The following is a 25,426-nucleotide window of genomic DNA, read 5'->3' as shown; positions in this document are numbered from 1 at the left end:
GGTTCGCTCCTGGTGGGCATCGCAAAGTCTTATCCTGACAGGTTGCCGTGCAGGCGACAACTCAGGCGACGTGCTGCTGATAAACGCTGATGATTTCACCGGCAATTGCCACCGCAATCTCGGCGGGCAGCTTGCCTTTGACGTCCGGCAGGCCAATCGGACAGCGCAGGCGCGCCAGCGGTTCGCTCGCCACACCCTTGCCCGCCAGCCTGTAGCGGAAACGCTGGTTTTTCGTTTCAGAACCGATCACCCCGGCATAGCGGAAATCGCCGCGCTTCAGCACCGCCTCGCACAGTTCGAAGTCGAGAGGATGATGATGGGTCATGATGATGAAGTAGCTGCCTGCGGGTGCCTGTGCTACGCAGTCGAGTGGGTCGTCCGGCTGCATTGTCATCACGCCAGCGGGAACGTGGCTGAACTGCGCCGGACGGCTATCGATCCAGTTTATGTGACAGGGTAACGTTGACAGCAGGTTGACCAGGGCCTGTCCCACATGGCCTGCGCCAAAAAGGTAGATCTCCGGCTGCGCCTGCAGCAGCGGCTCAAACAGCAGCGTGGTTTTGCCGCCACAGCACTGTCCGAGCCGCGCGCCAAGGCTGAAATCCTCGGTGTGTGGCGCAGTCGCCCCACTCTGCAACATCGCCCTGGCCTGGGCGATGCACTCAAACTCCAGATGACCGCCACCGATGGTGAGATAACTCTCCTGCTGCGTCACCACCATTTTGCTGCCGCTGTCACGCGGCACCGAACCGTGCTCACTGAGCACGGTGATTAATACGCAGCTCTGACGTTTTTCACGCAGCTGATGCAGCACGCCAATCCAGTCATGATAAATCATCAACCCCTCCCGTCAGGCGCTGCACGCCCCAGAAGATGCGCTCCGGCGTGGCGGGCGCGTCCAGCAGCGGGTGCTGCCGGTAGTCGGAGACGCTGGCGACCGCATCCTGAAGGGCACACCAGGCGGCGATGCCCAGCATAAACGGCGGTTCGCCAACGGCCTTGGAGTGAAACACCGTGTCTTTAGGGTTTTTACGGTTCTCCACCAGCGTGACCCGCAGGTCCGCCGGAACGTCGCTGATGGCGGGGATTTTGTAGCTCGCCGGGCCATCGGTCAGCAGCTGGCCTTTATCACTCCATACCAGCTCTTCGCAGGTAAGCCAGCCGACGCCCTGTACAAAGCCACCTTCAACCTGGCCGATGTCGATGGCCGGATTCAGCGAGGCGCCGACGTCATGCAAAATGTCGGCACGCAGCAGGCGGGATTCGCCGGTTAAGGTATCAATCACCACTTCACAGCAGGCTGCACCGTAAGCGTAGTAATAGAACGGCGTCCCGCGACCCGCGACCCGGTCGTAATGAATCCCCGGCACGCGGTAGCAGCCGGTGGCGGAGAGCGGCACCTGATTCAGCCACGCCAGCTTCGCCACCTCGGCGAAGGTGTAATGTTTATCCCCGGCGCGCACCACCCCGTTGCGGAAGCTCACCGCCGCCGCGTCGCACTGGTGTAGCTCGCAGAGCATGGCGGTCATGCGGTCGCGAAGGATCTCAGCACCATTCTGCGCCGCTTTGCCATTGAGGTCAGCCCCGCTGGAGGCCGCGGTTGGCGAGGTGTTGGGCACTTTGCCGGTGTCGGTGGCGGTGATCTGAATTTTATCGATCTCAATCTGCAGCACTTCGGCGACAATCTGAATCACCTTGGTGTTCAGGCCCTGGCCCATCTCGGTGCCGCCGTGGTTAAGCTGCACCGTGCCGTCGGTGTAGATCAGGATCAGCGCCCCCGCCTGATTGAGAAAGCTGGAGGTAAAGGAGATGCCGAATTTTACCGGCGTCAGCGCCAGACCGCGTTTCAGCAGCGGACTGCGGGCATTAAACGCCTTAATCTCCGCGCGGCGAGCCTGATAGTCGCTGCTCTGCTCCAGCTGTTCGGTAATCTCATCCAGCAGATTATCCTCTACCTGCTGGTGGTAATGGGTGATGTTGCGATCCTGCTTGCCATAGTAGTTACGCTTGCGCAGCGCCAGCGGATCCAGCCCGCGCTCACGGGCGATATGATCCATGATCTGTTCAATCGCCACCATGCCCTGCGGCCCGCCAAAACCCCGATAGGCGGTGTTCGAGGCGGTGTTAGTACGGCAGCGATAGCCGGTTACCCGTGCATCCCCGAGGTAATAGGCGTTATCGGCGTGGAACATGGCACGATCGACAATCGATCCGCTAAGATCCAGTGAATAACCGCAGTTTCCGGCCAGATCGATTTTGATGCCGCACAGACGCCCATCCTCTTCAACACCCGCTTCGTAGCGCACAAAGAACGGATGGCGTTTGCCGGTGACGCGCATATCGTCGCGACGTGAAAGCCGCATCTTCGCCGCCCGGCCGGTCTGGCGCGCCACGATGGCACAGAGACAGGCGACACCGGCCGCCTGCGTCTCTTTACCACCAAAGCCACCGCCCATCCGGCGCATATCTATCGTCACCTGATTCAGGCTGATGCCCATTACTTCCGCCACCAGTTTCTGCACTTCGGTGGGGTTCTGGGTTGAGGAGAAGACCTGCAACTGCTGATCTTCACCGGGAATAACCATTGCCGTCTGGGTTTCCAGATAGAAATGCTCCTGGCCGCCAATGTGAAACGCCCCGCTGACCCGATGCGGCGCACGCGCCAGGGCCGCTTCCACATCACCGCGCTGGTGAATGTGAGGTTCCTGCACAAAGCTGCCCTGAGCCAGCGCCTGTTCCACATCCAGCAGCGGTTCCAGCACCTCATATTCAATTACCGCAGCGGCCGCGCCAAGACGCGCAGCTTCGGGGGATTCCGCCGCCACCGCGATCACGATCTGTCCCAGATACTCTACTTTGTCATGGGCCAGCAGCGGGTCGCCCGGCTCCAGCGGCCCGACATCATTGATGCCCGGCACATCCTGCCAGGTCAGGACGCTGACGACGCCGGGAACGGCATAACAGGGCTGCACATCAATATGCAGGATGCGCGCATGAGCATACTCACTCAGGCGCGGACAGAGATGCAGCAGACCCGGCAGCTCCGGCTTATCGTCGATAAAACGCGCCTCGCCGGAGACATGCTTTTCCGCGCTCTCATGGCGGTTACTGCGACCGACGCCGCTCTGTAAATCAGCGGCATACTGCGCCTTAATGACCTCTTCGTTGAGTTCAGGACGGTTATGAGACATAGCGGGCCACCTCAATACAGGTTATTTCGCCGTTGTGGCGATGCCAGTAGCGGCGCAGCAGGTTGCGTGCGACCTGCAGACGGTAGTCACTGCTGGCGCGGAAATCGGAGAGCGGCTGGAAATCCTCTGCCAGCGCCGCGGCTGCGCGTGACACCGTCACGGCATTCAGTGGCTGACCGATGAATGCCTGTTCACAGTGACGGGCACGCTGCGGTGTGGCCGCCATGCCGCCAAAGGCGATGCGGGCACTGCTGACCACGCCCTGTTCAATCTGCAGATTAAAGGCGGCGAACACGGCTGAGATATCATCGTCCAGCCGTTTGGACACTTTCCAGGCCACAAAATCAGGTGACACCGTCACCTTATCGATGCGAATGGCGCGAATAAACTCCCCTTTTTCGAGCCGGGTCTGGCGATAGCCGGTAAAGAACTGATCCAGCGGCAGGCTGCGCTGCTGCTCACCGCGCTGTAACAACAGGCTGGCGTTCAGGGCCAGCAGCGCCGGCGAGGCGTCGCCAATGGGGGAAGCGTTACCGATGTTGCCACCTAATGTGCCTTGCAGACGAATTTGCAGCGAGGCAAAGCGTTGCAGCATCGCGCTGACGCCGGGAATGCGGCTGGCAAGAAATTCGCTGACCTGCTGCAGCGAAGCCCCTGCGCCCAGCAGGTAATGGTCATCAAATTCGCTGCAGACTTTGAGCGCGGCAACCTGCTCCAGCGCAATCAGCAACGGTATTCTTTTATGCTGCTGGGTAATCTGCAGGCTGAGATCGGTGCCACCGGCAATCAGCCTCGCCTCGGGATGTGCCAGATAGATCGCCGCCAGCTGAGCCGGGGTTTTGGGCAGGAAGCAACGGCGGCCCTCACCCCCTAATTCCTGCATCTCCGGGGTTGCCAGCGCCTCAAGCCGCTGCACGGTTGCGGCGGCACCTTGATCGAACTGGTCTGTCACCGGCTGCGAGCAGAGCTGTTCGGCGGCGGCCATAATCGGCCGGTAACCGGTACAGCGGCAGAGGTTGCCCGCCAGCGCAGTTTCCGCCTGATGGCGATCCCAGCCCGAAGCGGTCTTTTGCAGGCTGAACAGCGACATCACAAAGCCTGGCGTGCAGAATCCGCATTGCGAACCGTGGCAGTCGACCATCGCCTGCTGCGCCGGATGCAGTGCGCGGCCGTGACGCAGATCCTCAACCGTAATCAGCTGCTTGCCCTGTAACGCGGAGACCAGCGTCAGGCAGCTGTTAACCGTTTCATACTGCATCGTTCCCCCTACGGCTTTGCCCAGGGTCACGCTGCAGGCGCCACAGTCGCCAGATGCACAGCCCTCTTTGGTGCCAGGGCGTTGCTGACGGGTGCGCAGGTAGTTGAGCACCGTGAGGTTGGGGTCGAGCGTGTCCTCGCTGACCAGCTGGTTGTTTAACAGAAACTGGATCATGCGGCTTGCTCCTGTGCGTCGCGCTGCCAGACCGGACGACCGGCAACCCAGGTCTGGGCAATATTACGGTCGTCGCCAAGCGTCATTAATACAAACAGTTTTTCCCAGATATCTTTGCTGTTGCCGATGCGCAGTTGCTGCAGAGCAGAAACCGCCGGATCCAGCACCACAAAGTCCGCTTCTTTACCGACGTTGAAATTTCCGATCACGTGGTCGAGATCCAGCGCACGCGCCCCGCCCAGCGTGGCGTGATAGAAGGCTTCGGCCGCGCTGAGCCGGTAGTGCTGCAGCTGGCCCACCTTGTAGGCTTCGCCCAGGGTCTGCAGCATATTAAAGGTAGTGCCCGCCCCGACATCGGTGCCGATCCCCACTTTCACCCCCTGCTGCCAGCTGCGTTTCAGGTTAAACAGGCCACTGCCGAGAAACAGGTTTGAGGTGGGACAGAAAGCAATGGATGAATCGGTATCGTGCAGACACTGCCATTCGTTCTCTTCCAGATGCAGACAGTGAGCAAAGACGCTGCGGCGGCCGGTCAGCTGGTGATGATGATAAACATCCAGATAGCCTTCACGCTCCGGGAACAGTTCTTTGACCCAGGCGACCTCCTGCGGGTTTTCGCTGAGATGGGTATGCAGCCAGGTATCCGGGAACTCCTGACGCAGCTGCTGCACTTTTTCCAGCAGCTGTGGGGATGAGGTCGGCGCAAAGCGCGGCGTCAGGGCGTAGCTCAGGCGTCCGCGCTGGTGCCAGCGCTCAATCAGCGCCCGGGTCTGCTGGTAGCTCTGTTCAGGGGTTTCGATCAGGTTGTCGGGCGCATTGCGATCCATCATCACTTTCCCGGCAATCAGCCGCATGTTCAGCGCTTCGGCGGCGCTGAACAGCGCCTCCACCGATTGCGGATGGACGGTACCAAACACCAGCGCGCTGGTGGTGCCGTTGGAAAGCAGCTGATGCAGGAAGAAGGCGGACATCCGCGCAGCATGATCGGGACAGTGATACTGCGCTTCAACCGGGAAGGTGTAGTGATTCAGCCACTCCAGCAGCTGCTCGCCAAATGCGCCAATCATCTCTGTCTGCGGATAGTGAATGTGGGTATCGACAAAGCCCGGCACGATCAGTCTGCCGCGCAGGTCGATGACCGGATGTCCCGCCAGCATCGCCTCGCTATTCTCCCAGCTATCCAGCCCCACTACGCATCCATCACGCAGCAGCAGCACCGCATCCTCAAGATAGCGGGCCTGGCCGGCCAGGTCGTCGGGACGATCCACCACGCCGGTAAAGTCAAAGAAGCTGGCGCGTATCGCCGTGTCGGTTGCTGAAAGCATGGGTAGTCCTTTCTGAAAGCGCGATGTTATATCTGCAGATGATTATCTGAATAATCCTTTGCAACCTGCGTGCCAGAATTGAAATAGCATAAATTCTTTAAATATCAGTTAAATAAGCTAAACAGAGGGAAGTTGCGCAACAGATAAGGACTGAGATGGCATGGCAACCGTTTGCGGAACGGATGCAAACGGTTGCTACGCAATATTGCGCGCCCTGAACATTTTGAGTATGACGGGTTACCCGCAAACCTGCCCTTTAACGGTGCAATCTGCCCTGAAAAGGCGCAGCTGGCTACCCGTTAAAATCCGTTTACAGGTCAGGCAGTTTTTCCACGCGCAGAAGCGGAAATGAAATGCTATGGTGAAGCCATCGACTCTGAAAATGGCATAAGGAACAGTGAGATGATTATTTTTGTCACCGGTGCGACCGCCGGTTTTGGTCAAAGCATCACCCGTCGCTTTATTGAGAATGGTCATAAAGTGATTGCCACTGGACGACGGACTGAACGTTTAAAAGCGCTGAAGGATGAACTGGGCGAGAATATTTATACGGTACAGCTCGATGTGCGTAACCGTGCCGCCATTGAAGAGGCGGTGGCGCAGTTACCGGCGGAATGGCGCAATATCGACGTGCTGGTCAACAACGCCGGTCTGGCGCTGGGCGTCGAACCGGCGCACAAGGCCAACGTCGAAGACTGGGAAAACATGATTGACACCAACACCAAAGGCCTGGTCTATATGACCCGCGCCCTGCTGCCACAGATGGTGGAGCGTGATGTCGGTCATATCATCAATATCGGTTCAATTGCCGGCAGCTGGCCCTATGCCGGCGGCAACGTCTACGGCGCCACCAAAGCCTTTGTGCGCCAGTTCAGCCTGAATCTGCGAACCGATTTACACGGCACCGCGCTGCGTGTGACCGACATTGAACCGGGTCTGGTCGGTGGCACAGAGTTTTCCAACGTGCGCTTTAAGGGCGATGATGACAAAGCGGGTCAGGTCTACGAAGGGGCTACCGCCTTAACGCCGGAAGATGTGACAGAAGCCGTATACTGGGTGGCCACACTGCCTAAACATGTCAACATCAATAGCCTTGAGATGATGCCGGTCAGCCAGACGCTGGCGGGGCTGAAAGTGCATAAACCTTAACTCCCTGCAGCGCCAGCCCTCACGGCTGGCGTTACCCGCGTCCCCAGCCCATCACGATAATCAGCATGCCGCTGAATGCGATCAGAGCCCCGCTCCAGTCCCACACACTTAGCTTCACGCCATCCACCACCCGCAACCAGAGCAGCGCGGTAAGCACATAGACGCCACCGTAGGCGGCATAAACCCGTCCGCTGGCAGCGGGATGCAGCGTCAGCAGCCAGACAAACAGCGCCAGACTTGCTGCCGCAGGGAGTAGCAACCAGACTGAGCCGCCTTTTTTCAGCCATAACCACGGCAGAAAGCAGCCGGTAATCTCCGCCAGCGCGGTAATAAAAAACAGCAAGGCGGTTTTAATCAGCATCCTTACCTCTCCTTAACGTAAACAAACGACTCACTGCTGGTGAGTAAAGAAACGGCGATGATATACTAATAGCCAGGCCCATCAGGATGTTTTATTTGTCCGTCTGAACCCGGGCAGTGCTTACCCTCCTCACGTACACCCTGTACGCACCGGTTGTTATGCGCTGTCGGTGTTCAGACTTCTGCCTCAATGACCCCTGATGAGCCAGGCTCTAAGCATGCCCGCTGCAACCGCTGTCGTGGATGGCGATGTTTGCGTTAACTAAAGGATAGTGTGATGAAAAAAATGATCCCTGCCGTGCTGATGGTTCTCCTCTCCACTGCGGCATTCACTGCCACTGCGAATACTAATCGTCTGATTATCGAAGATGGCAGTTCCGCGCTGAGCAATGAAGCGGCGCGCCAGGATAAAGAGCAATGGAATGACACGCGCATGCTGCGCAACAAAGTGAACACCCGCGTCGAAAAAGAGTTTGATAAAACCGATCGTGCGTTTGATACCCGCGACAAGTGCGAGCAGAGCCTCAATCTCAACGCCTACTGGGAGCCCAACACCCTGCGTTGTCTGGATCGCCGTTCCGGTCGCCCGGTAGCGCCGTAAATTTGAGCTATAGTAATGACGGACGACTAACATAAGGAAGACGTGATGAAGCTACAGAGGGTTTTGTTAAGCGCGGCGTTATTTGCTCTGCCGCTGATGGCGCAGGCATCCTGTGAATCGGTAAAAACCGAAATCAGCCAGAAAATTATTCAGAACGGTGTACCTGAGTCGGGTTTTAGTCTCGACATCGTCGCCAACGATCAGGTTGATCAGGCGGGTGGCCAGGTCGTCGGACATTGTGAGAACGACACACAAAAAATTGTTTATAAGCGCTCAGGCAGTGACAACGAAGCCAGCGTACCTGCCAGTGCCGGCAGTTCGCAGGACTCATCTGCCCAGTAGTTCTGTTCAAATCAGGGCGACATCCTGTCGCCCTGCCTGTTAGTCCGCCTGTTCCGGCCGCTGACGCGGCATCATCCATGCCACACCCACCGCAAACAGCGCAATCACCAGTGCCACCACGAACACCCAGTGCAGTGAGGCGGCAATGGCTGCTGTCATCTGCTGCAGGGTTTCCGGCTGTAACTGCTGACGGCTGGGTTCGGACATAATCTTCTGCACCGGATCCTCGACCTGCGGCAAACGCCACTGCAGATTGAGATTCAGCACCGCGCCCATGATCGCCGTCCCTACCGCCGACCCGATCATCCGGCTGAACATAATTGAAGCGGTACAGATGCCGCGAATCTGGTAATCCGCCTGGTTTTGTACTGAAACCAGGAACGTGGTGCTGGTCATCCCCATGCCGGTACCGATCAGAAACGCCGTAAAGCCCGCCTGATAGAGTGAGCTTGTGGGCTGTAAAAACAGCAGCAAGGCACTGCCGGTCACCAGCAACAGCGCCCCAAGCTGGGCGGTGAAGCGGTAGGAGGTGTGCAGCATCAGTCTGCCGCTGAGGGTGCTGGCCAGCGGCCAGCCAATCGACATCATCGCCAGCACACTGCCCGCCTGTAACGGTGAACCGCCGCTGATCCCCTGAATCCAGGTGGGCAGAAAAGCGCTGATGCCCATCATGGCCGCCCCGATGATGAGGTTGCCCGCATTGCCCGCCACGATAAGCCGGCTGCGCCAGATTATCAGCGGAAACAGCGGTGCCGCTGAATTCAGCTCGTGGCGTCTGAGCTGCCAGCCAGCGAACAGTGAGAAGAGCAGAAACGGCACCAGCAAGACGCCCAGCTGTTCCGCCTGCAACAGCGCAATCAGCAAGGCCGTCACGCAGAGCATCAGCCAGCCGCTGCCCGCCAGGTTCAGCGGCTGCGATTTCTCCTCCTTCTGGTGCGACGGTAGCCAGCGCCACAGCATCAGCATGCTGATCAGGCCGATGGGCAGATTGACCCAGAAAATCACCGACCAGCTAAAGTGCTGTACCAGCCACGCGCCGGTCAGCGGCCCCACTATCGCCGCTACACCCCAGACGCTGGAGAGCCAGCCCTGCACGCTGGCGCGTTCGCGCGGCGAATAGATATCCGCCACGATGGTGGAGCTGAGGGGCATGATCGCCCCCGCTCCCAAACCCTGAAACGCCCGGAACAGGATCAGCCAGGTCATGGTATGGGCAAAGCCACACAGCACCGACCCCACCAGGAAAATCGACGTGCCGACAAAAAACATCGTTTTGCGACCCACCATATCCGCCAGCCGCCCATAGAGCGGCACGCTGACCGCCTGGGTCAGCAGATAGATCGAGAAGACCCAGCCAAACTGCGAAAAACCGCCGAGGTCAGCAATGATGGTGGGCATCGCGGTGGCCACAATAGTGACTTCAATGGCCGCCATAAACATCGCCAGCATGCAGGCGATTAAGATCCAGTGGCGATGTCCGGTCTGGAGTTGTGCGCTTTCAGTCATAGGGTTCCTTTTTTAATCTGCAAGGCTAGCTGAAAAACAGACAATGCAGTTTCCCGCGCGTGCGCATTTTCTGCGCCCTCTGTGACAGTGTCACCAGAAGTCGATGAAAATTTTTTATTGTCGCATTAGCCCAGCGGCTACGCGGCTTTAACACCATTTTAACCTGTTTCTATCTCTCTGATTTGTGGCTTAAAAACTGGCTTGTGCAATAAAGGGCTGCTATAGCATTACACCATCTTATTCAGTATTCACTGAAAAAGAGTGGGTAAACAGTCATTTTATCTACATTTTATCGCAGTTTCGGTATTGGGCGCGGCGGCATTTTTTGCCGTACCTGTCGGGCTGTTTATGGTTGTTATAACAATTGAGATCGTAATCAGGGAGATTCTCCTATGCAAAATGCTTCACTGGCCCGACGCGCCGGTCTGGCACTGCTTGCAGTGGTCGCGGTGATCGCGGTGCTGATCTGGGGCCTTGGCTGGGAGCAACTGGTCGCACGTAAAGTCGATCTGCTTTATCTCGGGCAACAACACCTCTTCTTAGTCTTCTGGTCAATGCTGTTCGCTTTGCTGGTCGGTATCCCCAGCGGCATCCTGCTAAGTCGCCCGTTTGCACGTCGCTGGGCAGAGTACGTGATGCAGATTTTCAATGTCGGTAACACCCTGCCACCACTGGCGGTACTGGCTCTGGCGATGGTTATTATCGGGATTGGCGACCGTCCGGCGCTGATTGCGCTGTTTCTGGCTTCGCTGCTGCCTATCGTCCGCAACACCTTCTCTGGTCTGAGCGCAGTTCCCCCGTCGCTGATTGAGGCGGCCAACGGCATCGGCATGACCAAATGGCAGCGTCTGCGTCAGGTAGAGCTGCCGAATGCCTTGCCGGTCATCCTCTCTGGCGTGCGCATCGCCACCGCCATCAATGTCGGCACCGCCCCACTGGCGTTCCTGATTGGCGCCAGCAGCTTTGGCGAGCTGATCTTCCCGGGCATCTATCTGAATGACTTTCCGACGCTGATACTCGGCGCCGTCGCCACTGCACTGGTGGCACTGGTACTGGATATGATGCTGGCCGCGCTGGGCCGCTTTCTGAGTCCGCACGCTGCGGCCTGACCACAAGGAGCTTTGCAATGCTAACGCGTTGGATTAAGAAAAGCGTTGTCGCGCTGACCGCGACACTGCTGTTAAGCCAGACGGCACAGGCTGCTGCACCGCTGGTGATGGCGACCAAAAGTTTCACCGAGCAGCATATCCTGTCAGCAATGACGGTGCTCTGGCTGCAGAAGAAAGGCTTCGAGGTGGTGCCTAAACGCAATATCGCCACCACCATTGGCCGTAATGCGCTGCTGAATAAGCAGATTGATATGGTCTGGGAATATACCGGCACCTCGCTGATCATCTTTAACCATATCAACCAGCCGATGTCTTCACAGCAGGCATATGAGACGGTGAAAAAGCTGGATGCCAGACTGGGGCTGGTCTGGCTTAACCCGGCACCAATGAACAACACCTATGCCTTTGCCATGACCCGTGAACGGGCCGAAAAAGAGGGCATCAGCACCATGTCGCAGCTGGTTGCGAAGATTGAGCAGGTGCGTAAAACCGATCCGGATCATAACTGGCGACTGGGTCTGGACCTGGAGTTCTCGGGTCGTTCAGACGGCATGAAGCCGCTGCAGAAAACCTACAACCTGACGCTGGATCGCCCGCAGATCCGCCAGATGGACCCCGGTCTGGTCTATAACGCGATTCGCGACGGATTCGTGGATGCCGGTCTGATCTACACCACCGATGGCCGGGTTAAGGGCTTCAACATGAAAGTACTGGAGGATGATAAGCACTTCTTCCCGAGCTACAACGTGACGCCGGTTGTGCGTCAGGATGTGCTGGCGAGTCATCCGGGGCTGGATACCGCGCTTAATCAGCTTTCTGCGCAGATCACCGATGAGGCGATAACGGAGCTGAACAAGCGGGTCGATATCGATCATCAGTCACCGGAAACCGTGGCGCGTGATTTCCTTAAATCCAAAAACATGCTGTAAGGAGGCACTGTGGATACCCTTCACTACATCATGGATAACTGGAGCACCCTGCTCACCCTGAGCTGGCAGCACAGCTGGCTGGTGCTGGTCGCGGTCGGACTGGCAATTGTGATTGGCGTGCCGCTTGGCATTCTGATCGTGCGTGTAAGATGGCTGGCAACGCCGATTCTCGGTATCGCCACCGTAGTGCTGACTATTCCCACCATTGCGCTGTTTGGTCTGATGATCCCGCTGTTTTCACTCATCGGTCAGGGCATTGGCGCGCTGCCGGCGATTACCGCCGTATTCCTCTACTCGCTGCTGCCGATTGTCCGAAACACCCACACCGCACTGGAGAATCTGCCGGACGGCCTGCGTGAGGCGGGGCGTGGCATCGGCATGACTTTCTGGCAGCGCCTGCGCTGGGTTGAAATCCCGATGGCGCTGCCGGTGATCTTCGGTGGCATCCGTACCGCCGTGGTGATGAACGTTGGCGTCATGGCGATTGCCGCCGTGATTGGCGCGGGCGGTCTGGGCCAGCTGCTGCTGGATGGTATCAGCGGCAGTGATATTCGTATGTTAATTGCCGGGGCATTGATGATCTGTCTGCTGGCTATTTTTCTTGACTGGCTGCTGCACCGTTTGCAGCAGGCGCTGACTCCAAAGGGGATTCGATAATGATTACGCTGGAAAACCTGACGAAAACCTTTACACAGAAAAACGGCACGACCAATAAAGCCGTCGATAACGTCAGCCTGCACGTGCCAGCCGGTGAGATGTGCGTGCTGCTGGGACCCTCGGGCTGCGGGAAAACCACCACGCTGAAGATGATTAACCGCCTGATTCCCGCCACCAGTGGCCGGATCCTGATTAATGGCGAAGATACCAGTACGCAGGACACCACCACCCTGCGTCGCAACATTGGCTATGTTATCCAGCAGATTGGTCTGTTCCCCAACATGACCATCGAAGAGAACATTACCGTCGTGCCACGCATGCTGGGCTGGAACAAAAAGCAGTGCCACGAGCGGGCTACCGAGCTGATGAGCATGGTTGCGCTGGATCCCACCAAATTCCTGCATCGCTATCCGCGTGAGATGTCAGGCGGTCAGCAGCAGCGTATCGGGGTGATTCGTGCCCTGGCGGCGGATCCACCGGTGCTGCTGATGGATGAGCCGTTTGGCGCCGTTGACCCGATTAACCGCGAAGTGATCCAGAACGAGTTTCTCGACATGCAGCGTCAGCTGAAAAAAACCGTGATGCTGGTGAGCCACGATATTGACGAGGCACTGAAGCTCGGCGATCGCATTGCGGTATTTGGTCAGGGTAAAATCGTGCAGTGCGCCAGCCCGGATGAACTGCTGGCGACCCCTGCCAATGAGTTCGTCGGCTCGTTTGTGGGTCAGGACCGTACGCTTAAGCGCCTGTTACTGGTGCAGGCGGGCGATGTGACTGACCAGCAGCCGACCATCACCGTCCGCCGCTCTACTCCGCTGGTAGAAGCCTTTGGCACCATGGATGAGAACGATATGCGGTCGATTACCGTGGTCGATGAGGATGGCAAACCGCTGGGCTTCGTGAAGCGTCGCGAGGCGCGTAACGTCAGTGGCCGCTGTGAAGAGCGACTGCACACCTTTAAGGTCACCGGTAAAGCGGAAGAGAACCTGCGCGTGGTGCTGTCAAAACTCTATGAGCACAACACGGTCTGGATGCCGATTGTCGATGAAGAGGGTCGCTACAGCGGTGAGATTTCGCAGGATTATATTGCGGATTACCTCAGTTCTGGTCGTACCCGCCGTCGTCTGAATCCATAATTTCGTCACCTAAATGGGTCTTACCGGCCCATTAAAACAGCAGATATAAGCAGATATACCCAAGCCTGGGTAAATCAGACAGCAACAAACAAGCTTAACGCGCAGGGAACCGGGTCAGAGGAGGAAAGCGTCCCGCGCCATGGACAAAAACGCCGGGAGCGTTTTTGAACAACGCAACGCGTTGGCCCGGTACGGGCGCACCTCAGGGATGAGGTGCGTAATTGCGCGGGCCGAGCGTGCCACGGATGGCGGCTTTTGCGACTTTCCGATCTGACCCTGTTCCCTTCGCAGACTCCATCTTAAAGCCAGTTAAGTCACGGCCTGTCCTGTCTGTCAATTCAGGTAGTAGCTCAGGGAGCATACGCCTGTAGCAAAGACGCAAAAGATGCCATCCATGGCATGCTCAGCGCGGCCCATCCCTGGTCCGCGATGCTTTGATACAGGCATATGCTCCCATCGCTTTGGATTTTTGAGCCGTATGTGAGAGATACATCGGCTCTTCTGCTTTTTAGCTCTCCGTCAGCGTTTCCGCCTCCACCTCTTCCACCACAGGCGCCTCGTCCGGCAGCACCATGTTCAGCACAATCGCCAGAATACCGCCGGTCGTCACCGCATGACCAAACAGACTGTTAATCAGCGGCGGGAACTGCTTCAGCACATCCGGCACCGCCTCCACGCCCAGACCAATACCAAAAGCGATCGCCACAATCAGCATCTCGCGGCGACCCAGCGGCGTCTGGGTCATCACACGGATGCCCGCAGCAACCACGCTGCCAAACATCACGATTGTCGCCCCGCCCAGCACCGGCGGCGGGATCTGCTGCAACAGGGAGCCAATAAAGGGAAACAGCCCCAGCAGCGCCAGCATGATTCCCAGCAGCATACCGACGTAACGGCTGGCGACGCCGGTCATCTGGATAACGCCATTGTTCTGCGCAAACGTGGTGTTGGGAAAGGCGGAGAAGACCGCTGCAAGCACACAGCTCAGGCCGTCGGCGACAATGCCACCCTGCAACCGCTGCTGAAAAGGTTTGCCGGTGATCGGCTGCTGTGAAATCAGGCAGTTAGCGGTAAGGTCACCGACGGCTTCAATTACCGCGATCACTGACACCAGCGCGATCGGCAGGAAAATGGTCCAGTCAAAGGCAAAACCAAACCGGAAGAACGCGGGCAGCACCAGCCAGTTGCTCTCCGGCGCAACATTAAGTTGCAGATGACCGGTCAAGGCCGCGGCAACGCATCCCACCGCGATTCCGGCCACCACCGCCACCAGCCGCGCCCAGCGATTTCGCGAGCGGTTCAGCGCCACGATCACCAGCAACGTCAGCGCCCCCAGCGCCAGATTTCCCGTCGATCCAAAATCTGTGGCGTTGTGCCCGCCCGCCCAGTCGGTAATGCTGACTTTTATCAGGCTGATGCCAATCAGGGTGATCACCGTGCCGGTCACCACCGGCGTCAGAACTTTGCGCAGCGAGCCAACGCAGCGGCTGATCAGAATCGGAATCAACGCCGCCACCAGATTACAGCCAAACAGCATCGCCATAATCTCTTCCGGCGAACCACCGCGCCCTTTCACCATCAGACCACCCGAGAGGATCACCCCCAGAAACGCGAAGCTGGTGCCCTGCAGACAGATCATGCCCGCCCCGATGCCATAAAAGCGTCTGGCCTGCATAAACGTGCCTAAGCCGGAAACGAACAATGACATGCTGATCAGATAAGGAATATAGGCCTGCAACCCCAGAACGGAGCCAATAATCAGCGGCGGCGTGATGATTCCCACCACGCTGGCCAGCAGATGTTGCAGTGCGGCGAAAAACGCCGGGGCGGGGCCGATGCGGGCTTCAAGCCCATATAACAAACCTTTCTCGTGCGAGTGCGACATGATGGGGCTCCAGCTCAGTGTGATAAGCGGAGTTAATGCATTTTCTGCGCCATGACGCCACGATTTCGCGATATCCGAGCCAGGTCTTTCAATTCTAAATGGAAATAGTTAAAGACAGCCGACAACAAGCCTGAAACTTTAGGCTCATTGCCGACTCAGATGACTTAGTTTGTTTCATAATCAGGCGATCTTTGCACTCACAGCGTGCAGATTGTTCTGCTCCAGCAGAGAAATATCGATGTAAGGCGTCAAATCACGCTGTTCTGCACGCGGCAGATAAGGCAGCTCGCCCAGCAGCGGCGCACTAATTTTTTCACGCAGAATCTCAATAATATCGCTGTACTGCGCCAGTCCCGGATTGATGCGATTGGCCACCCAGCCCACCAGTGGCAGTCCATCCTGCGCTATCGCTTCTGCTGTTAACAGGGCGTGACTGATACAGCCCGACTGGATACCGACCACCAGCACCACCGGCAGCTGCTGCTCAACGACCCAGCAGGAGAGCGGACGTCCATCGTTCATCAGGCTGCGCCAGCCGCCGGTGCCCTCCACGACCACGCGATCGGCCTGCTGCGTCAGGCTGCTTAAGCCCTGTGTCAGCAATGCGTAATCAATGATCTGGCTCGGATGGGTGCAGATCTCCTCTTCCTGAAAGGCCAGCGGATTGATCGCCTGATAGGGTAAATCGATAGATGAAGCGCTTTGCAGAACCTGTGCATCTTTGTTACGCAGGCCGTCAGCGGTTTTGACCGCGCAGCGCGCGACGGGCTTGTACCCGACGGCACTGAGCCTGGCCTGGATAAAACTTTGTAACAGGGCGCGTGACACCACCGTTTTGCCCACTGCGGTGTCAGTGCCGGTAACAAATAGTCTGTTCACTCAACTTCTCCTCTCGAACCGTTGCGGTTAATCGGTGATTAACCTTGCTGCGAACCGGCATTTTAAGGAATGGAGGATGAGAACAGATTGCGTTAGCGCAAGATTAGGCCCGCTTAACCTTGCAACAGTTTCACTAACAGGTGTCCGTTATAGAGCGCGTCTTTGATCAGGGCTGCGCCGCCTAACGTTCCCGGCTCGCTAAATTCGGTAGGTGCCAGCTGGATACTCGCGCTGTAGGCCGGGAGTGATTGCTGCAGAATGGTGTTGCTCACGGCCGGAAACAGCACATCCGCGGCGGCATTCAGGGGGGAACCGATAAGAATATGTTGAGGATTGAAGATGTTGACCATCATCGCCAGAATCCGGCCAACATGATGACCCACGCTGGCGATGGTGTCGCGCGCCAGACGGTCGCCAGACTGCGCCGCCGCGCACAGCGACTCCAGCGTCAGCGGCTGATTATTGAGCAGGCTGTCGGGCTGGGCCGGCAGACGCTGCGCCGCCAGCGCCAGCAGACTGCCGGTGCTGGCTACGGTCTCCAGACAGCCATGATTACCGCAGTAGCACTGCTGTCCATACGGGTCGATCTGAGTATGCCCGATCTCGACCAGCGCCCTGCCACTTTTATGCAGCAGCTGACCGCCACTGATCACCCCGGCTCCCACGGTTTCATCAATCACAATCTGAATCACATCCTGCGCCCCACGTGAGGCACCAAACAGCGACTCCGCCAGCGTCCAGGCTGAAATATCGTGCTGCACAAACACCGGTAAGCCGGTTCGCGCCGCCAGCGCATCGCCCAGCGGCATATCGCGCACCTCATAACCCGGTAGCCGATGCACCACACCTGACGCGGCGTTGATCAGCCCTGGCAATGTAATGGCAATGGCCGTAAGACGTTCCAGTTTCTTCTGATGACGAATAAAGAAGGCATCAACCTGTTCAATCAGCGCGGTAAGTAACGGCTGAGCAGACTCATCAGGCAGCGGCAGGCTCTCTTCCACCAGTTCCTTGCTGCTGAGATCGCGCAGCGTAAACGTCATGGCGCCGCGATGCAGGCGAATAGCCAGATAGTGCCAGGCGTCGGTATCCAGTATCAGGCCTATCGCCGGACGACCACGACTGCCGGGATCCTGAAACTCGGTCTCCTGCACTAAATGTGCGTCCAGCATTTCACGCACAATTTTGGTAATGCTGGCCGGAGCAAGCTGGGCACGGCGGGAAAGTTCGATACGCGAAATGGGACCATAACGGTCAATTAATCGATATACGACACCTGCATTAGTCTGCTTGATCTGGTCAATGTGGCCAGGTTGACTGTCCGGATTCACAACCCTGCTCCCGGTTATTTTCGCGCTTCTAAATAAACATGCGCCATGGTGAGCCAGATCCGGCGACAGCGTCAAATATTTGATTAGAAATGTGATTTATCGCACAGATTGATGCGGTGTTGCCCGCGCATCAGTGCCGGTTTCGCCGCAGCAACGCCATCATGTTTTCCATCTGCGCATTTATTTCGCGTCCGGCTGACCAGACCAGCCACAGCTCTGAAATGGCATCCTCTTCCGTTAAGGGCAACCAGACCAGATCGGCCAGCCGCGCCCGACGAAATGAGGCAGGCAGAATGGAGACGCCTAACCCGGTTGCCACCAGCCCAAGGATGGTCATCGCCTCACCCACTTCCTGAGTAATAAAGGGCTTGATATGGTAGCGGTGCAGCAGCGCCAGAATATCGCTGTAGAGCGCGGTTCCGCCCTGAGGGTCAAAGAAGACAAAGGGTTCCGCCGCCAGGGCAGTGACAGAGATTTTATCGGCGTCAGCCAACGGATGCGCCTTATGCACCACGGCATAAAGCGGCTCACTCAGCAGCAGCTGATGACGCAGATCGGCGGGCAGCGGCGTGTTGCGCATCACGCCAAGATCGAGCCGTCCATCATGAAGCGGTGCGAGCTGCTGGCGGGTATTAATCTCCTGCATCTGAATATGTACCTGCGGCCAGCGCTGACGAAACCGGAATAGCGCGTCAGAGACCACGGCGGTAAACGGGGCCGAGGAGGTAAAGCCAATCCGCAGCTCCCCCTCTTCACCACGATGCAGCCGGGCGGCGCGATCGGCCGCCTGCTCGACCTGCAACAGAATCGCGCGGGCGTCACTCAGCAGTTGCTGTCCGGCAGCGGTAAGCTGCACGCTGCGGTTAGTGCGATTGAACAGCCTTGCGCCCGTTTCTGTTTCCAGCTGAATAATCTGCTGGCTGAGCGGCGGCTGAGAAATGTTCAGTCGCTGGGCCGCCCGCCCGAAATGTAATTCTTCCGCCACCGCAACAAAGTAGCGCAGATGACGCAGTTCGATATTCATATCTTAAACGTCTCATTTGAGATTATTAATATATTAGACATCATAATGCCGCTTTCCTAAGCTGACGACAGGTTTTCTAAATTTGAGGAAGATGTGTGAGTCGCTCAACACAGGCTGTCACAGTGGATGAGAATGCGGTCTCTGCGCCGCCAGAGTCAGTTGCCGCTTCAGGTCATATCCGCCGGGATTCGCCACAGTTTATGCGCGTGACGCTGGCGCTTTTCTCCGCCGGGCTGGCGACCTTTGCCCTGCTCTACTGTGTGCAGCCGATTCTGCCGGTGCTGTCACAGCAGTTTGGTATCTCTCCGGCAACCAGCAGCCTGTCACTCTCCATCTCGACCGGCCTGATGGCGCTGGGCCTGCTGGTCACCGGGCCGCTCTCTGATGCTATCGGTCGTAAATCGGTGATGGTCACAGCCCTGATGCTGGCCGCCATCTGCACGCTGGTCTCGGCCACCATGACCAGCTGGCACGGCATTCTGATTATGCGGGCGCTGATGGGGTTGTCGCTGAGTGGCGTGGCGGCGGTCGGCATGACCTACCTCAGCGAGGAGATGGATGCACGGGTCGTCGCCTTTTCCATGGGGTTATATATCAGCGGTAACTCGATAGGCGGGATGAGCGGTCGACTGCTGAGCGGCGTGCTGACTGACCTCTTCTCATGGCGACTCGCCGTGGCGGTAATCGGCTGTTTTTCGCTGGCCTCGGCGCTGATGTTCTGGAAGATTCTGCCTGCGTCGCGCCATTTCCGGCCCATTACGCTGCGTCCGCGTAATCTGCTGATTAACTTCCGGCTGCACTGGCGCGATCCGGGCCTGCCCTGGCTGTTTGCCGAAGGATTCCTGCTGATGGGAGCCTTTGTCACCCTGTTTAACTATATTGGCTACCGTTTACTGGATGCGCCCTGGCATCTCAGCCAGGCTGTGGTCGGGCTGTTATCAGTGGTCTACCTCACCGGCTCCTGGAGTTCGCCTAAAGCGGGCGCGCTGACCAACCGGTTGGGTCGGGGTCCTGTGATGCTGGGTGCTACCGCCATCATGCTGCTGGGTTTGCTGATTACCGCCTTCAACTCCCTCTGGCTGATCCTGCCTGGGATGATGCTGTTCACCGCCGGTTTTTTTGCCGCCCACGCGGTCGCCAGCGGCTGGATTGGTCCCCGGGCGCGCCGGGCACGAGGCCAGGCTTCTTCGCTCTATCTGTTCAGCTACTACGTGGGTTCCAGCGTCGCGGGTACGCTGGGTGGCGTGTTCTGGCATAACTTTGGCTGGAGCGGGATTACGCTGTTTATCAGCGTCCTGCTGATCCTGGCGTTACTGGTTGCCTGGCGTCTGCACAGTAAAAAACTCTGAGAACGTCTTCTCATGCCATGCCTGGCTTCTCCTGCGGGCCTGGCGGTTTATCACAATAAACGCGCTATTCAGAGCCACAGCAAACAAAATGCAGGTTTCCCGCTATAATCGTTTTTATTGTAATAATTCATCTGCTTTGCCTTTTAACACGGCAACAAGGAACGCCTGTGGCTCTCTACTACTACGTCAATAAACAATCAGGATATAACAATAATCATGTGGTTCATGCCGCAGGCTGCCCCCATCTTACCGACATCGATAACCGTATGTTTCTGGGCAGTTTTTACCATGTGAATGCCGCCATCCTGCAGGCTAAAAAATATTATGCTGGCGCAATCGGCTGTGAAAACTGTTGTCCACTCAAAAATGTTGACCAGCAGGCCACCCAGCTCAGCGTGGCCCTGAAGCACACCCCGTCTTCGCGTTAATCTGATCCACCTGGTAAGGTGGAAAAAATTTTTCCCGCTGCGCTAATTTGTTAAGAATTACCGCGCTGTTTTCCGTTATGTTAATCTTTCTGATTCTCTTTAATGGAATGCACAATGCGGGATAAGTTTGCGCGCGCTCAGATAGCCCTTCACTGGCTCACCTTTTTACTGGTGGTGACGGCCTACGCCACCATTGAACTGCGCGGTTTTGCACAGCGCGGATCCTGGCAGGGTTATGCCATGATCATTACCCATTTCAGCGCCGGCGCGACCATCCTGGTATTGATGCTTGCCCGCCTCTTTTTACGCACCCGGCATCGCACACCGCCCATTACTCCCGCTCCGCCGCGCTGGCAAACCGGGCTGGCACATCTGACTCATACCCTGCTCTATGCCCTGTTTATCACTCTGCCGATCCTCGGCCTGACATCGCGTTATCTTAAAGGTCGGGAATGGTGGCTGTTTGGCATCAGCATGCCGGTCGCGCCTGAACCTGACTTTGATATGGCGGATATGCTGATTGGCTGGCATGAAACCCTGGCACCGCTGGGTTACTGGCTGATCGGACTGCATGCTGCTGCCGCACTGTTCCATCACTATCTGCTTAAAGACAATACTCTGCTGCGAATGATGCCCGCCCGACGTCGCGGTCAATAACCTCAGGCTATCGCCCTGTGATGGGGCGATAAAAAAATTTCAGCATTAAAAGGCGTTTATAAGGTTTCTCTTCCCGCTTTATTCACTACAATGGTCAGTAATTTGTGACGCAGGTCACTTTCGCTGGATGTTTCTGCCGCATCCGATTCGCTGTACTGACTGACTTGACTCCTCATGCAACCAACTACTGTTTCACGTAAAACTGCCTGGCTACGCGTGGTATTGCTGGCCATCGCCGCCTTTGTATTTAATACCACCGAATTTGTGCCGGTTGGCCTGTTATCTGACATCGCTGCTGACTTTTCAATGCAGACGGCTGACGTCGGGATCATGCTGACCATCTATGCCTGGGTGGTCGCACTGCTCTCACTGCCGCTGATGCTGCTGACCCGCAATATTGAGCGACGACTGCTGCTGGGTGTGTTGTTCCTGATCTTTATCGTCAGCCACGTACTTTCTACCGTTGCCTGGGATTTCCGGTCACTGATGGTGTCACGCGTGGGTATCGCCCTGTCTCACGCGGTGTTCTGGTCGATCACCGCCTCGCTGGCGATTCGCGTCGCTCCGGCCGGTAAGAAAACTCAGGCGCTAAGTATGCTGGCAACCGGTACCGCGCTGGCGATGGTGCTGGGCGTGCCGATTGGCCGCGTGGTGGGTCAGTATCTTGGCTGGCGTACGACCTTCGGCGCGATTGGCCTTTCGGCACTGGTGCTGATGATTATGCTGGTGCGCATCCTGCCGCGTCTGCCGAGTGAACATACCGGCTCGCTGAGCAGTGTGCCGATGCTGTTTCGCCGTCCGGCGCTGGTCAGCATGTATCTGCTGGTGACGCTGGTTGTTACCGCGCATTACACCGCTTACAGCTATATCGAGCCCTTTATGCAAACCGTGGCCCATTCCAGTGGCAACTTCACTACCCTGCTACTGCTGCTGTTTGGCTCTGCGGGCATTGTGGGTAGCGTACTGTTCAGCACACTCGGCAATAAGTTTCCCTCCGGACTGCTGATTGCGGCCATCGCGCTGATCACCCTGTGCATGGGCCTGCTGATTTTTGCTGCCGTTCGCCCTGCGGCTATTTCAACGCTATGCGTTGTCTGGGGAATGGCGATGATGATGATCGGACTGGGTATGCAGGTGCGGGTGTTGTCGCTGGCACCGGATGCCACGGATGTGGCGATGTCGCTGATGTCCGGTATCTACAATATCGGTATCGGCGCGGGTGCGCTGCTGGGTAATCAGGTCAGCCTGCATCTGAGCATGGCGGAAGTCGGCAATGTCGGCGGGATGATTGGCCTGGTGGCGTTACTCTGGTGTGTTTATATCTTCCGTCGTTATCCACAGTTACGCAGTAACGGATAATAAAAAAAGGCTTCAGATAAGCGGGTTATCTGAAGCCTGTTCAGGGTTATTTACCGATCACTTTATCTATAAAGAACGGCTGTGCCATGCAGGTTGTTGCTGCCAGAGGTCGAAGTGATGCGGAAAGACTTTGCTCCTGCATCGCTGGCCTTTTCTGACAGTTGCTGCTCCAGCGAAAGCAGATTAGTACTGCCCGTTGCGCTGATGACACCGATTTTTTGCTGATCCAGCGGTGTGCTGCTGACCTGCTGGGCCGCTACGCTGGCAAATGACAGACCGCTTAGCACAGCCGCCACGACCATCATATTGATACTTTTCATAACGAACCCCTTCTCACTTATTCTGCTGAAACACCAAAATTACTGATAAATCACAGCCGTGCCGTGCAGTTTGTTCTGGCCGCTGGTTGAGGTGATGCGGAACGATTTCGCACCCGCTTCATCCGCTTTAGCACTCAGCTGCGCTTCAACAGAAGACAGATTGGTGCCGCCCAGTACAGAGATGGTGCCAACTGGCTGCTGATTAACAGGTTCGCTGGTCACCAGGTCAGCGGCAGATGCGCCAAAAGTCAGAGTCGTCAGTGCCAGTGCTGCCAGGGTGATTTTGATGTTTTTCATAATAATCTCTCTATTCAATATTGAAATTCGGTTGGTCTGAATGGGTTGTCACTATTTAATTAATGACCGTTAAACAAATGATAGACCCCGATACGGTTTGTCGTCAACATTTATTTAATGAGCGTTATTTTATTCGCGGAGTGGCGTGATTATGGGCTTCAGCCTCTTTTCTGACTTAACCTAAGGGGCTGTAATAATGCGCTGGCGCACAAAATGGCAACCCCTGCCGGCGACATCCACGCCAGGCCTTGCACATTTTTATAATGATCGGTAATTTAATAGGGTGTTTTACTGTCAGTGAGGGTGTATGAGTCAGGTTCAGGATTGCGATGTAAAGAAATGCCGCGGCCGACCAAAAGTGTTCGATCGCGAAGCAGCGCTCGATAAAGCTCTGACCCTGTTCTGGACGCACGGTTACGAGGGAACTTCTCTGGCCGATCTGGTGGCCGCAACCGGCGCGAAAGCGCCAACCCTCTACGCCGAGTTTGTTAATAAAGAGGGACTGTTTCGCGCGGCGATGGAGCGCTACGTGGAGAAGTTCAGTGCATGGCGTGAAGCGGCATTGGGCGATGACCAGTTACCGGTGGATCGGGCTATTGAAGCCTATTTCCGCGCCACCGCGGCCTGTTTTACCGAACGCGACTCTCCCGGCGGCTGTTTCTTTATCTGCACCTCAACCGCCCTGTCGGCGGCTTCAGCAGAGATTGCCACCATGCTGCAACAGCAGCATCAGTCGCAGGAGCATGTGTTAAAAGATTTTCTGCTGGCGCGTCAGCAGCGTGGCGAACTGAGTGCGTCAGTAAACATTCCCGCGCTGTCACGTTATCTGAGTTGTATGCTGCAGGGCATGTCGGTGCGGGCGCGTGAAGGCGTTGAGCGTGACGATCTGGAGAGCATTATTGATACGCTGATGGCGATGTGGCCGACACTCACCGGCCTGTGTCAGGCTAAGCGTTAAAAATATCAGGGCGGCGATGCCGCCCTTTTCATCTTTTATTCCCGATTTTATTCCAGAAAGAAAACCGGTTTTAACGGCTCACTGATCGGGCTGTTATCTTCATTTGACGGCATCAGATCTTTCATTGATGCCCACCAGCGCTGACAGACCTCCGTTTCCGCCACCGCGTTCCAGCGCTCCTCAGATTCAATCTCAACGCTGGCGAACAGCAGATGCCGCTCAGCGTCCAGCCAGATGGCATAGTTATGCGCGCCGTGCGCTTTCAGGGTTTCGGCCAGTTCAGGCCAGATCGGTGAGTGGCGACGCTCATACTCTGCATGGCAATAAGGATTCACCTGCATCACAAAGGCTTTACGCAGCATTAGCAGGCCCTGCATCCAGCGCCGGTTGCCACGGCTTCACACCAAATCGCTCACCCAATGCAACCAGCTGTTCTGTGGTGATACTCTGACGCATACCGCCCATCGACAGCACTTTGACGATCACTTCTGACGATTTCTCCGCCGTATCAATCAGACCAAAAGTCTCATCGAGCGTCGGGCCCGTGCCAAAGACACCGTGGAATGGCCACATCACCAGGGTATGTGACTGCATCTGCCCGGCTGTCGCGGTGCCGATTTCATCGGTGCCGGGTACCATCCAGGGTAAAACACCCACACCGTCCGGGAACACCACCAGACATTCGGTACTCCCTTCCCACAGCAGGCGGGTAAAGCGGGCGGAATCCATCTCAACCACATAGCTTAAGGCCATAAAGTTGGTAGCGTGACAGTGCATGATTACCCGGTCTGCACCATTACTGACCGCTTTACGCACCGCGTGAGACTGAAAGTGTGACGCCAGCTCAGAGGTGGGCAAACCGCCATTCGACAGGCCCCAGTGAATTTTATAAGAGAGCCCTTTGTCATCGACCTGCAGCAGTGCCAGACAATCCGCCGGATCAAGCTGGACATTACGCATGAATTTTCCTGACCCGGTCACCAGAAACCAGTCGTTCGCCAGCGCCGGCGCAGGTTGTGTCAGCTCAATACAGCGCGGTTGCAGGCAGAAATCAGCGGCAAAAGGTTTAACCTCCTCTTCCCGCAGACGCAGGCTGACGTTGCCGCCGTTACGTTCGTCCCAGCCCTTCAGCCACATATCGCTGGTTGCTTTGACCATTCCCTTAACAAACCCGGAAGAAAGAATGCTTTGCATAGTGAAAT

At 56.9% G+C, this 25,426-nt stretch carries 26 protein-coding genes; 12 read left to right on the top strand and 14 right to left on the bottom strand.

The genetic code is table 11. The features are described 5' to 3' along the window. Window positions 1–61: 61 nt before the first annotated feature. From xdhC to guaD, 4 genes are read right to left on the bottom strand one after another with little or no spacing between them, the layout of a single operon-like run. Window positions 62–838 carry a xanthine dehydrogenase accessory protein XdhC gene (gene xdhC, locus ACVKSX_RS03375; RefSeq protein ID WP_263056020.1) on the bottom strand — a complete coding sequence of 259 codons (777 nt, stop codon included), beginning with the start codon at window positions 836–838 and terminating at the stop codon, window positions 62–64. Further along, on the bottom strand, window positions 825–3,191 hold the full coding sequence (xdhB, locus tag ACVKSX_RS03370; RefSeq protein WP_354438342.1) for a xanthine dehydrogenase molybdopterin binding subunit: 2,367 nt from the start codon (window positions 3,189–3,191) through the stop codon (window positions 825–827). The genes xdhC and xdhB overlap by 14 nt, the downstream gene beginning before the upstream one ends. Beyond that, window positions 3,181–4,623, bottom strand: coding sequence for a xanthine dehydrogenase small subunit (xdhA, locus tag ACVKSX_RS03365; protein ID WP_163851560.1), 1,443 nt, complete (start codon window positions 4,621–4,623; stop codon window positions 3,181–3,183). The genes xdhB and xdhA overlap by 11 nt, the downstream gene beginning before the upstream one ends. Further along, the gene (gene guaD / locus ACVKSX_RS03360) at window positions 4,620–5,948 is read right to left on the bottom strand and encodes a guanine deaminase (protein ID WP_122888870.1); all 1,329 of its coding nucleotides are present in this window, start codon (window positions 5,946–5,948) and stop codon (window positions 4,620–4,622) included. The genes xdhA and guaD overlap by 4 nt, the downstream gene beginning before the upstream one ends. Window positions 5,949–6,350: 402 nt before the next feature. On the opposite strand from guaD, the gene ydfG reads away from it, so the two are divergent. Continuing rightward, on the top strand, window positions 6,351–7,097 hold the full coding sequence (ydfG, locus tag ACVKSX_RS03355; protein WP_307379852.1) for a bifunctional NADP-dependent 3-hydroxy acid dehydrogenase/3-hydroxypropionate dehydrogenase YdfG: 747 nt from the start codon (window positions 6,351–6,353) through the stop codon (window positions 7,095–7,097). 31 nt (window positions 7,098–7,128) lie between these two features. On the opposite strand, the gene ACVKSX_RS03350 is transcribed toward ydfG, so the two are convergent. Then, entirely contained in the window at window positions 7,129–7,455 is a 327-nt protein-coding gene (locus tag ACVKSX_RS03350; protein WP_029519527.1) for a YnfA family protein, read from the bottom strand. Window positions 7,456–7,734: 279 nt separating this feature from the next. Here ACVKSX_RS03350 and ACVKSX_RS03345 point away from each other — a divergent pair, with 279 nt between their 5' ends. Next, on the top strand, window positions 7,735–8,058 hold the full coding sequence (locus ACVKSX_RS03345) for a DUF1283 family protein (RefSeq protein WP_010244816.1): 324 nt from the start codon (window positions 7,735–7,737) through the stop codon (window positions 8,056–8,058). Window positions 8,059–8,103: 45 nt separating this feature from the next. Further along, window positions 8,104–8,400, top strand: coding sequence for a DUF1161 domain-containing protein (locus ACVKSX_RS03340; RefSeq protein WP_033771805.1), 297 nt, complete (start codon window positions 8,104–8,106; stop codon window positions 8,398–8,400). A gap of 39 nt (window positions 8,401–8,439) precedes the next feature. Here the strand turns inward: ACVKSX_RS03340 and ACVKSX_RS03335 are convergent, their stop codons facing one another. Then, on the bottom strand, window positions 8,440–9,906 hold the full coding sequence (locus ACVKSX_RS03335; protein WP_354438339.1) for an MDR family MFS transporter: 1,467 nt from the start codon (window positions 9,904–9,906) through the stop codon (window positions 8,440–8,442). Window positions 9,907–10,298: 392 nt separating this feature from the next. Here ACVKSX_RS03335 and ACVKSX_RS03330 point away from each other — a divergent pair, with 392 nt between their 5' ends. Genes ACVKSX_RS03330 through osmV form a run of 4 tightly spaced genes read left to right on the top strand, consistent with a single transcriptional unit; the run spans window position 10,299 to window position 13,737 of the window. Further along, window positions 10,299–11,015, top strand: a complete 717-nt coding sequence (locus ACVKSX_RS03330) for an ABC transporter permease (protein ID WP_354438336.1) — start codon at window positions 10,299–10,301, stop codon at window positions 11,013–11,015. 17 nt (window positions 11,016–11,032) lie between these two features. Continuing rightward, a complete protein-coding gene (locus tag ACVKSX_RS03325; protein ID WP_010670177.1) occupies window positions 11,033–11,944 on the top strand; it encodes a glycine betaine ABC transporter substrate-binding protein in 912 nt (303 codons plus the stop codon). Window positions 11,945–11,953: 9 nt separating this feature from the next. Continuing rightward, window positions 11,954–12,601 carry an osmoprotectant ABC transporter permease OsmW gene (gene osmW / locus ACVKSX_RS03320; RefSeq protein WP_010244802.1) on the top strand — a complete coding sequence of 216 codons (648 nt, stop codon included), beginning with the start codon at window positions 11,954–11,956 and terminating at the stop codon, window positions 12,599–12,601. After that, window positions 12,601–13,737: an osmoprotectant ABC transporter ATP-binding protein OsmV gene (osmV, locus tag ACVKSX_RS03315; RefSeq protein ID WP_354438335.1), complete on the top strand. Its 1,137-nt coding sequence runs from the start codon at window positions 12,601–12,603 to the stop codon at window positions 13,735–13,737. The genes osmW and osmV overlap by 1 nt, the downstream gene beginning before the upstream one ends. A 508-nt stretch (window positions 13,738–14,245) precedes the next feature. Here the strand turns inward: osmV and ACVKSX_RS03310 are convergent. The 4 genes from ACVKSX_RS03310 to ACVKSX_RS03295 form a co-directional block, all read right to left on the bottom strand. Further along, window positions 14,246–15,622, bottom strand: coding sequence for a nucleobase:cation symporter-2 family protein (locus tag ACVKSX_RS03310; protein WP_354438334.1), 1,377 nt, complete (start codon window positions 15,620–15,622; stop codon window positions 14,246–14,248). A gap of 180 nt (window positions 15,623–15,802) precedes the next feature. Next, window positions 15,803–16,501 carry a dethiobiotin synthase gene (gene bioD / locus ACVKSX_RS03305; RefSeq protein WP_033767301.1) on the bottom strand — a complete coding sequence of 233 codons (699 nt, stop codon included), beginning with the start codon at window positions 16,499–16,501 and terminating at the stop codon, window positions 15,803–15,805. A 113-nt stretch (window positions 16,502–16,614) separates the two neighbouring features. Continuing rightward, window positions 16,615–17,832, bottom strand: a complete 1,218-nt coding sequence (mlc, locus tag ACVKSX_RS03300; RefSeq protein WP_010244790.1) for a sugar metabolism global transcriptional regulator Mlc — start codon at window positions 17,830–17,832, stop codon at window positions 16,615–16,617. A 130-nt stretch (window positions 17,833–17,962) separates the two neighbouring features. Then, the gene (locus ACVKSX_RS03295) at window positions 17,963–18,856 is read right to left on the bottom strand and encodes a LysR family transcriptional regulator (RefSeq protein WP_033771811.1); all 894 of its coding nucleotides are present in this window, start codon (window positions 18,854–18,856) and stop codon (window positions 17,963–17,965) included. 95 nt (window positions 18,857–18,951) lie between these two features. Here ACVKSX_RS03295 and ACVKSX_RS03290 point away from each other — a divergent pair, with 95 nt between their 5' ends. The 4 genes from ACVKSX_RS03290 (at window position 18,952) to ACVKSX_RS03275 (ending at window position 22,649) form a co-directional block, all read left to right on the top strand. Next, entirely contained in the window at window positions 18,952–20,205 is a 1,254-nt protein-coding gene (locus ACVKSX_RS03290) for an MFS transporter (RefSeq protein WP_033767304.1), read from the top strand. Window positions 20,206–20,372: 167 nt separating this feature from the next. Then, window positions 20,373–20,633 carry a hypothetical protein gene (locus tag ACVKSX_RS03285; RefSeq protein WP_010670182.1) on the top strand — a complete coding sequence of 87 codons (261 nt, stop codon included), beginning with the start codon at window positions 20,373–20,375 and terminating at the stop codon, window positions 20,631–20,633. A gap of 114 nt (window positions 20,634–20,747) precedes the next feature. After that, window positions 20,748–21,290 carry a cytochrome b561 gene (gene cybB, locus ACVKSX_RS03280; protein ID WP_010244777.1) on the top strand — a complete coding sequence of 181 codons (543 nt, stop codon included), beginning with the start codon at window positions 20,748–20,750 and terminating at the stop codon, window positions 21,288–21,290. A 174-nt stretch (window positions 21,291–21,464) separates the two neighbouring features. After that, a complete protein-coding gene (locus tag ACVKSX_RS03275; RefSeq protein ID WP_010244774.1) occupies window positions 21,465–22,649 on the top strand; it encodes a sugar transporter in 1,185 nt (394 codons plus the stop codon). A gap of 62 nt (window positions 22,650–22,711) precedes the next feature. Here the strand turns inward: ACVKSX_RS03275 and bhsA (ACVKSX_RS03270) are convergent, their stop codons facing one another. Both bhsA (ACVKSX_RS03270) and bhsA (ACVKSX_RS03265) read right to left on the bottom strand, forming a co-directional pair. Then, window positions 22,712–22,969 (bottom strand): multiple stress resistance protein BhsA, encoded by a 258-nt coding sequence (gene bhsA, locus ACVKSX_RS03270; protein ID WP_010670183.1) that lies wholly within the window; start codon window positions 22,967–22,969, stop codon window positions 22,712–22,714. A gap of 39 nt (window positions 22,970–23,008) precedes the next feature. Beyond that, complete coding sequence (gene bhsA / locus ACVKSX_RS03265) at window positions 23,009–23,266, bottom strand: multiple stress resistance protein BhsA (protein ID WP_010244768.1); 258 nt, start codon at window positions 23,264–23,266, stop codon at window positions 23,009–23,011. 307 nt (window positions 23,267–23,573) lie between these two features. On the opposite strand from bhsA (ACVKSX_RS03265), the gene ACVKSX_RS03260 reads away from it, so the two are divergent. After that, complete coding sequence (locus tag ACVKSX_RS03260) at window positions 23,574–24,224, top strand: TetR/AcrR family transcriptional regulator (protein WP_010244765.1); 651 nt, start codon at window positions 23,574–23,576, stop codon at window positions 24,222–24,224. A 47-nt stretch (window positions 24,225–24,271) separates the two neighbouring features. Here ACVKSX_RS03260 and rhaM read toward each other — a convergent pair whose 3' ends face one another. Together rhaM and rhaD are read right to left on the bottom strand one after the other, a co-directional pair. Next, entirely contained in the window at window positions 24,272–24,586 is a 315-nt protein-coding gene (rhaM, locus tag ACVKSX_RS03255; RefSeq protein ID WP_010244762.1) for an L-rhamnose mutarotase, read from the bottom strand. Further along, on the bottom strand, window positions 24,576–25,418 hold the full coding sequence (gene rhaD, locus ACVKSX_RS03250; RefSeq protein WP_191913889.1) for a rhamnulose-1-phosphate aldolase: 843 nt from the start codon (window positions 25,416–25,418) through the stop codon (window positions 24,576–24,578). The genes rhaM and rhaD overlap by 11 nt, the downstream gene beginning before the upstream one ends. Window positions 25,419–25,426: the final 8 nt, after the last annotated feature.

The organism is Pantoea sp. PvP021 (genome assembly GCF_054056055.1).
Note: the sequence above shows the minus strand (reverse complement) of the source record. Positions and strands in the feature narration are given on the sequence as shown.

Coding starts and splice junctions, on each gene's coding strand:
- ydfG (WP_307379852.1), top strand. CDS start 6,351: ATGATTATTTTTGTCACCGGTGCGACCGCCGGTTTTGGTCAAAGCATC.
- xdhC (WP_263056020.1), bottom strand. CDS start 838: ATGATTTATCATGACTGGATTGGCGTGCTGCATCAGCTGCGTGAAAAA.
- ACVKSX_RS03310 (WP_354438334.1), bottom strand. CDS start 15,622: ATGTCGCACTCGCACGAGAAAGGTTTGTTATATGGGCTTGAAGCCCGC.
- ACVKSX_RS03260 (WP_010244765.1), top strand. CDS start 23,574: ATGAGTCAGGTTCAGGATTGCGATGTAAAGAAATGCCGCGGCCGACCA.
- cybB (WP_010244777.1), top strand. CDS start 20,748: ATGCGGGATAAGTTTGCGCGCGCTCAGATAGCCCTTCACTGGCTCACC.
- ACVKSX_RS03340 (WP_033771805.1), top strand. CDS start 8,104: ATGAAGCTACAGAGGGTTTTGTTAAGCGCGGCGTTATTTGCTCTGCCG.
- ACVKSX_RS03275 (WP_010244774.1), top strand. CDS start 21,465: ATGCAACCAACTACTGTTTCACGTAAAACTGCCTGGCTACGCGTGGTA.
- osmV (WP_354438335.1), top strand. CDS start 12,601: ATGATTACGCTGGAAAACCTGACGAAAACCTTTACACAGAAAAACGGC.
- bhsA (WP_010670183.1), bottom strand. CDS start 22,969: ATGAAAAGTATCAATATGATGGTCGTGGCGGCTGTGCTAAGCGGTCTG.
- ACVKSX_RS03335 (WP_354438339.1), bottom strand. CDS start 9,906: ATGACTGAAAGCGCACAACTCCAGACCGGACATCGCCACTGGATCTTA.
- xdhB (WP_354438342.1), bottom strand. CDS start 3,191: ATGTCTCATAACCGTCCTGAACTCAACGAAGAGGTCATTAAGGCGCAG.
- ACVKSX_RS03330 (WP_354438336.1), top strand. CDS start 10,299: ATGCAAAATGCTTCACTGGCCCGACGCGCCGGTCTGGCACTGCTTGCA.
- ACVKSX_RS03345 (WP_010244816.1), top strand. CDS start 7,735: ATGAAAAAAATGATCCCTGCCGTGCTGATGGTTCTCCTCTCCACTGCG.
- rhaM (WP_010244762.1), bottom strand. CDS start 24,586: ATGCTGCGTAAAGCCTTTGTGATGCAGGTGAATCCTTATTGCCATGCA.
- bhsA (WP_010244768.1), bottom strand. CDS start 23,266: ATGAAAAACATCAAAATCACCCTGGCAGCACTGGCACTGACGACTCTG.
- guaD (WP_122888870.1), bottom strand. CDS start 5,948: ATGCTTTCAGCAACCGACACGGCGATACGCGCCAGCTTCTTTGACTTT.
- ACVKSX_RS03325 (WP_010670177.1), top strand. CDS start 11,033: ATGCTAACGCGTTGGATTAAGAAAAGCGTTGTCGCGCTGACCGCGACA.
- ACVKSX_RS03295 (WP_033771811.1), bottom strand. CDS start 18,856: ATGAATATCGAACTGCGTCATCTGCGCTACTTTGTTGCGGTGGCGGAA.
- xdhA (WP_163851560.1), bottom strand. CDS start 4,623: ATGATCCAGTTTCTGTTAAACAACCAGCTGGTCAGCGAGGACACGCTC.
- rhaD (WP_191913889.1), bottom strand. CDS start 25,418: ATGCAAAGCATTCTTTCTTCCGGGTTTGTTAAGGGAATGGTCAAAGCA.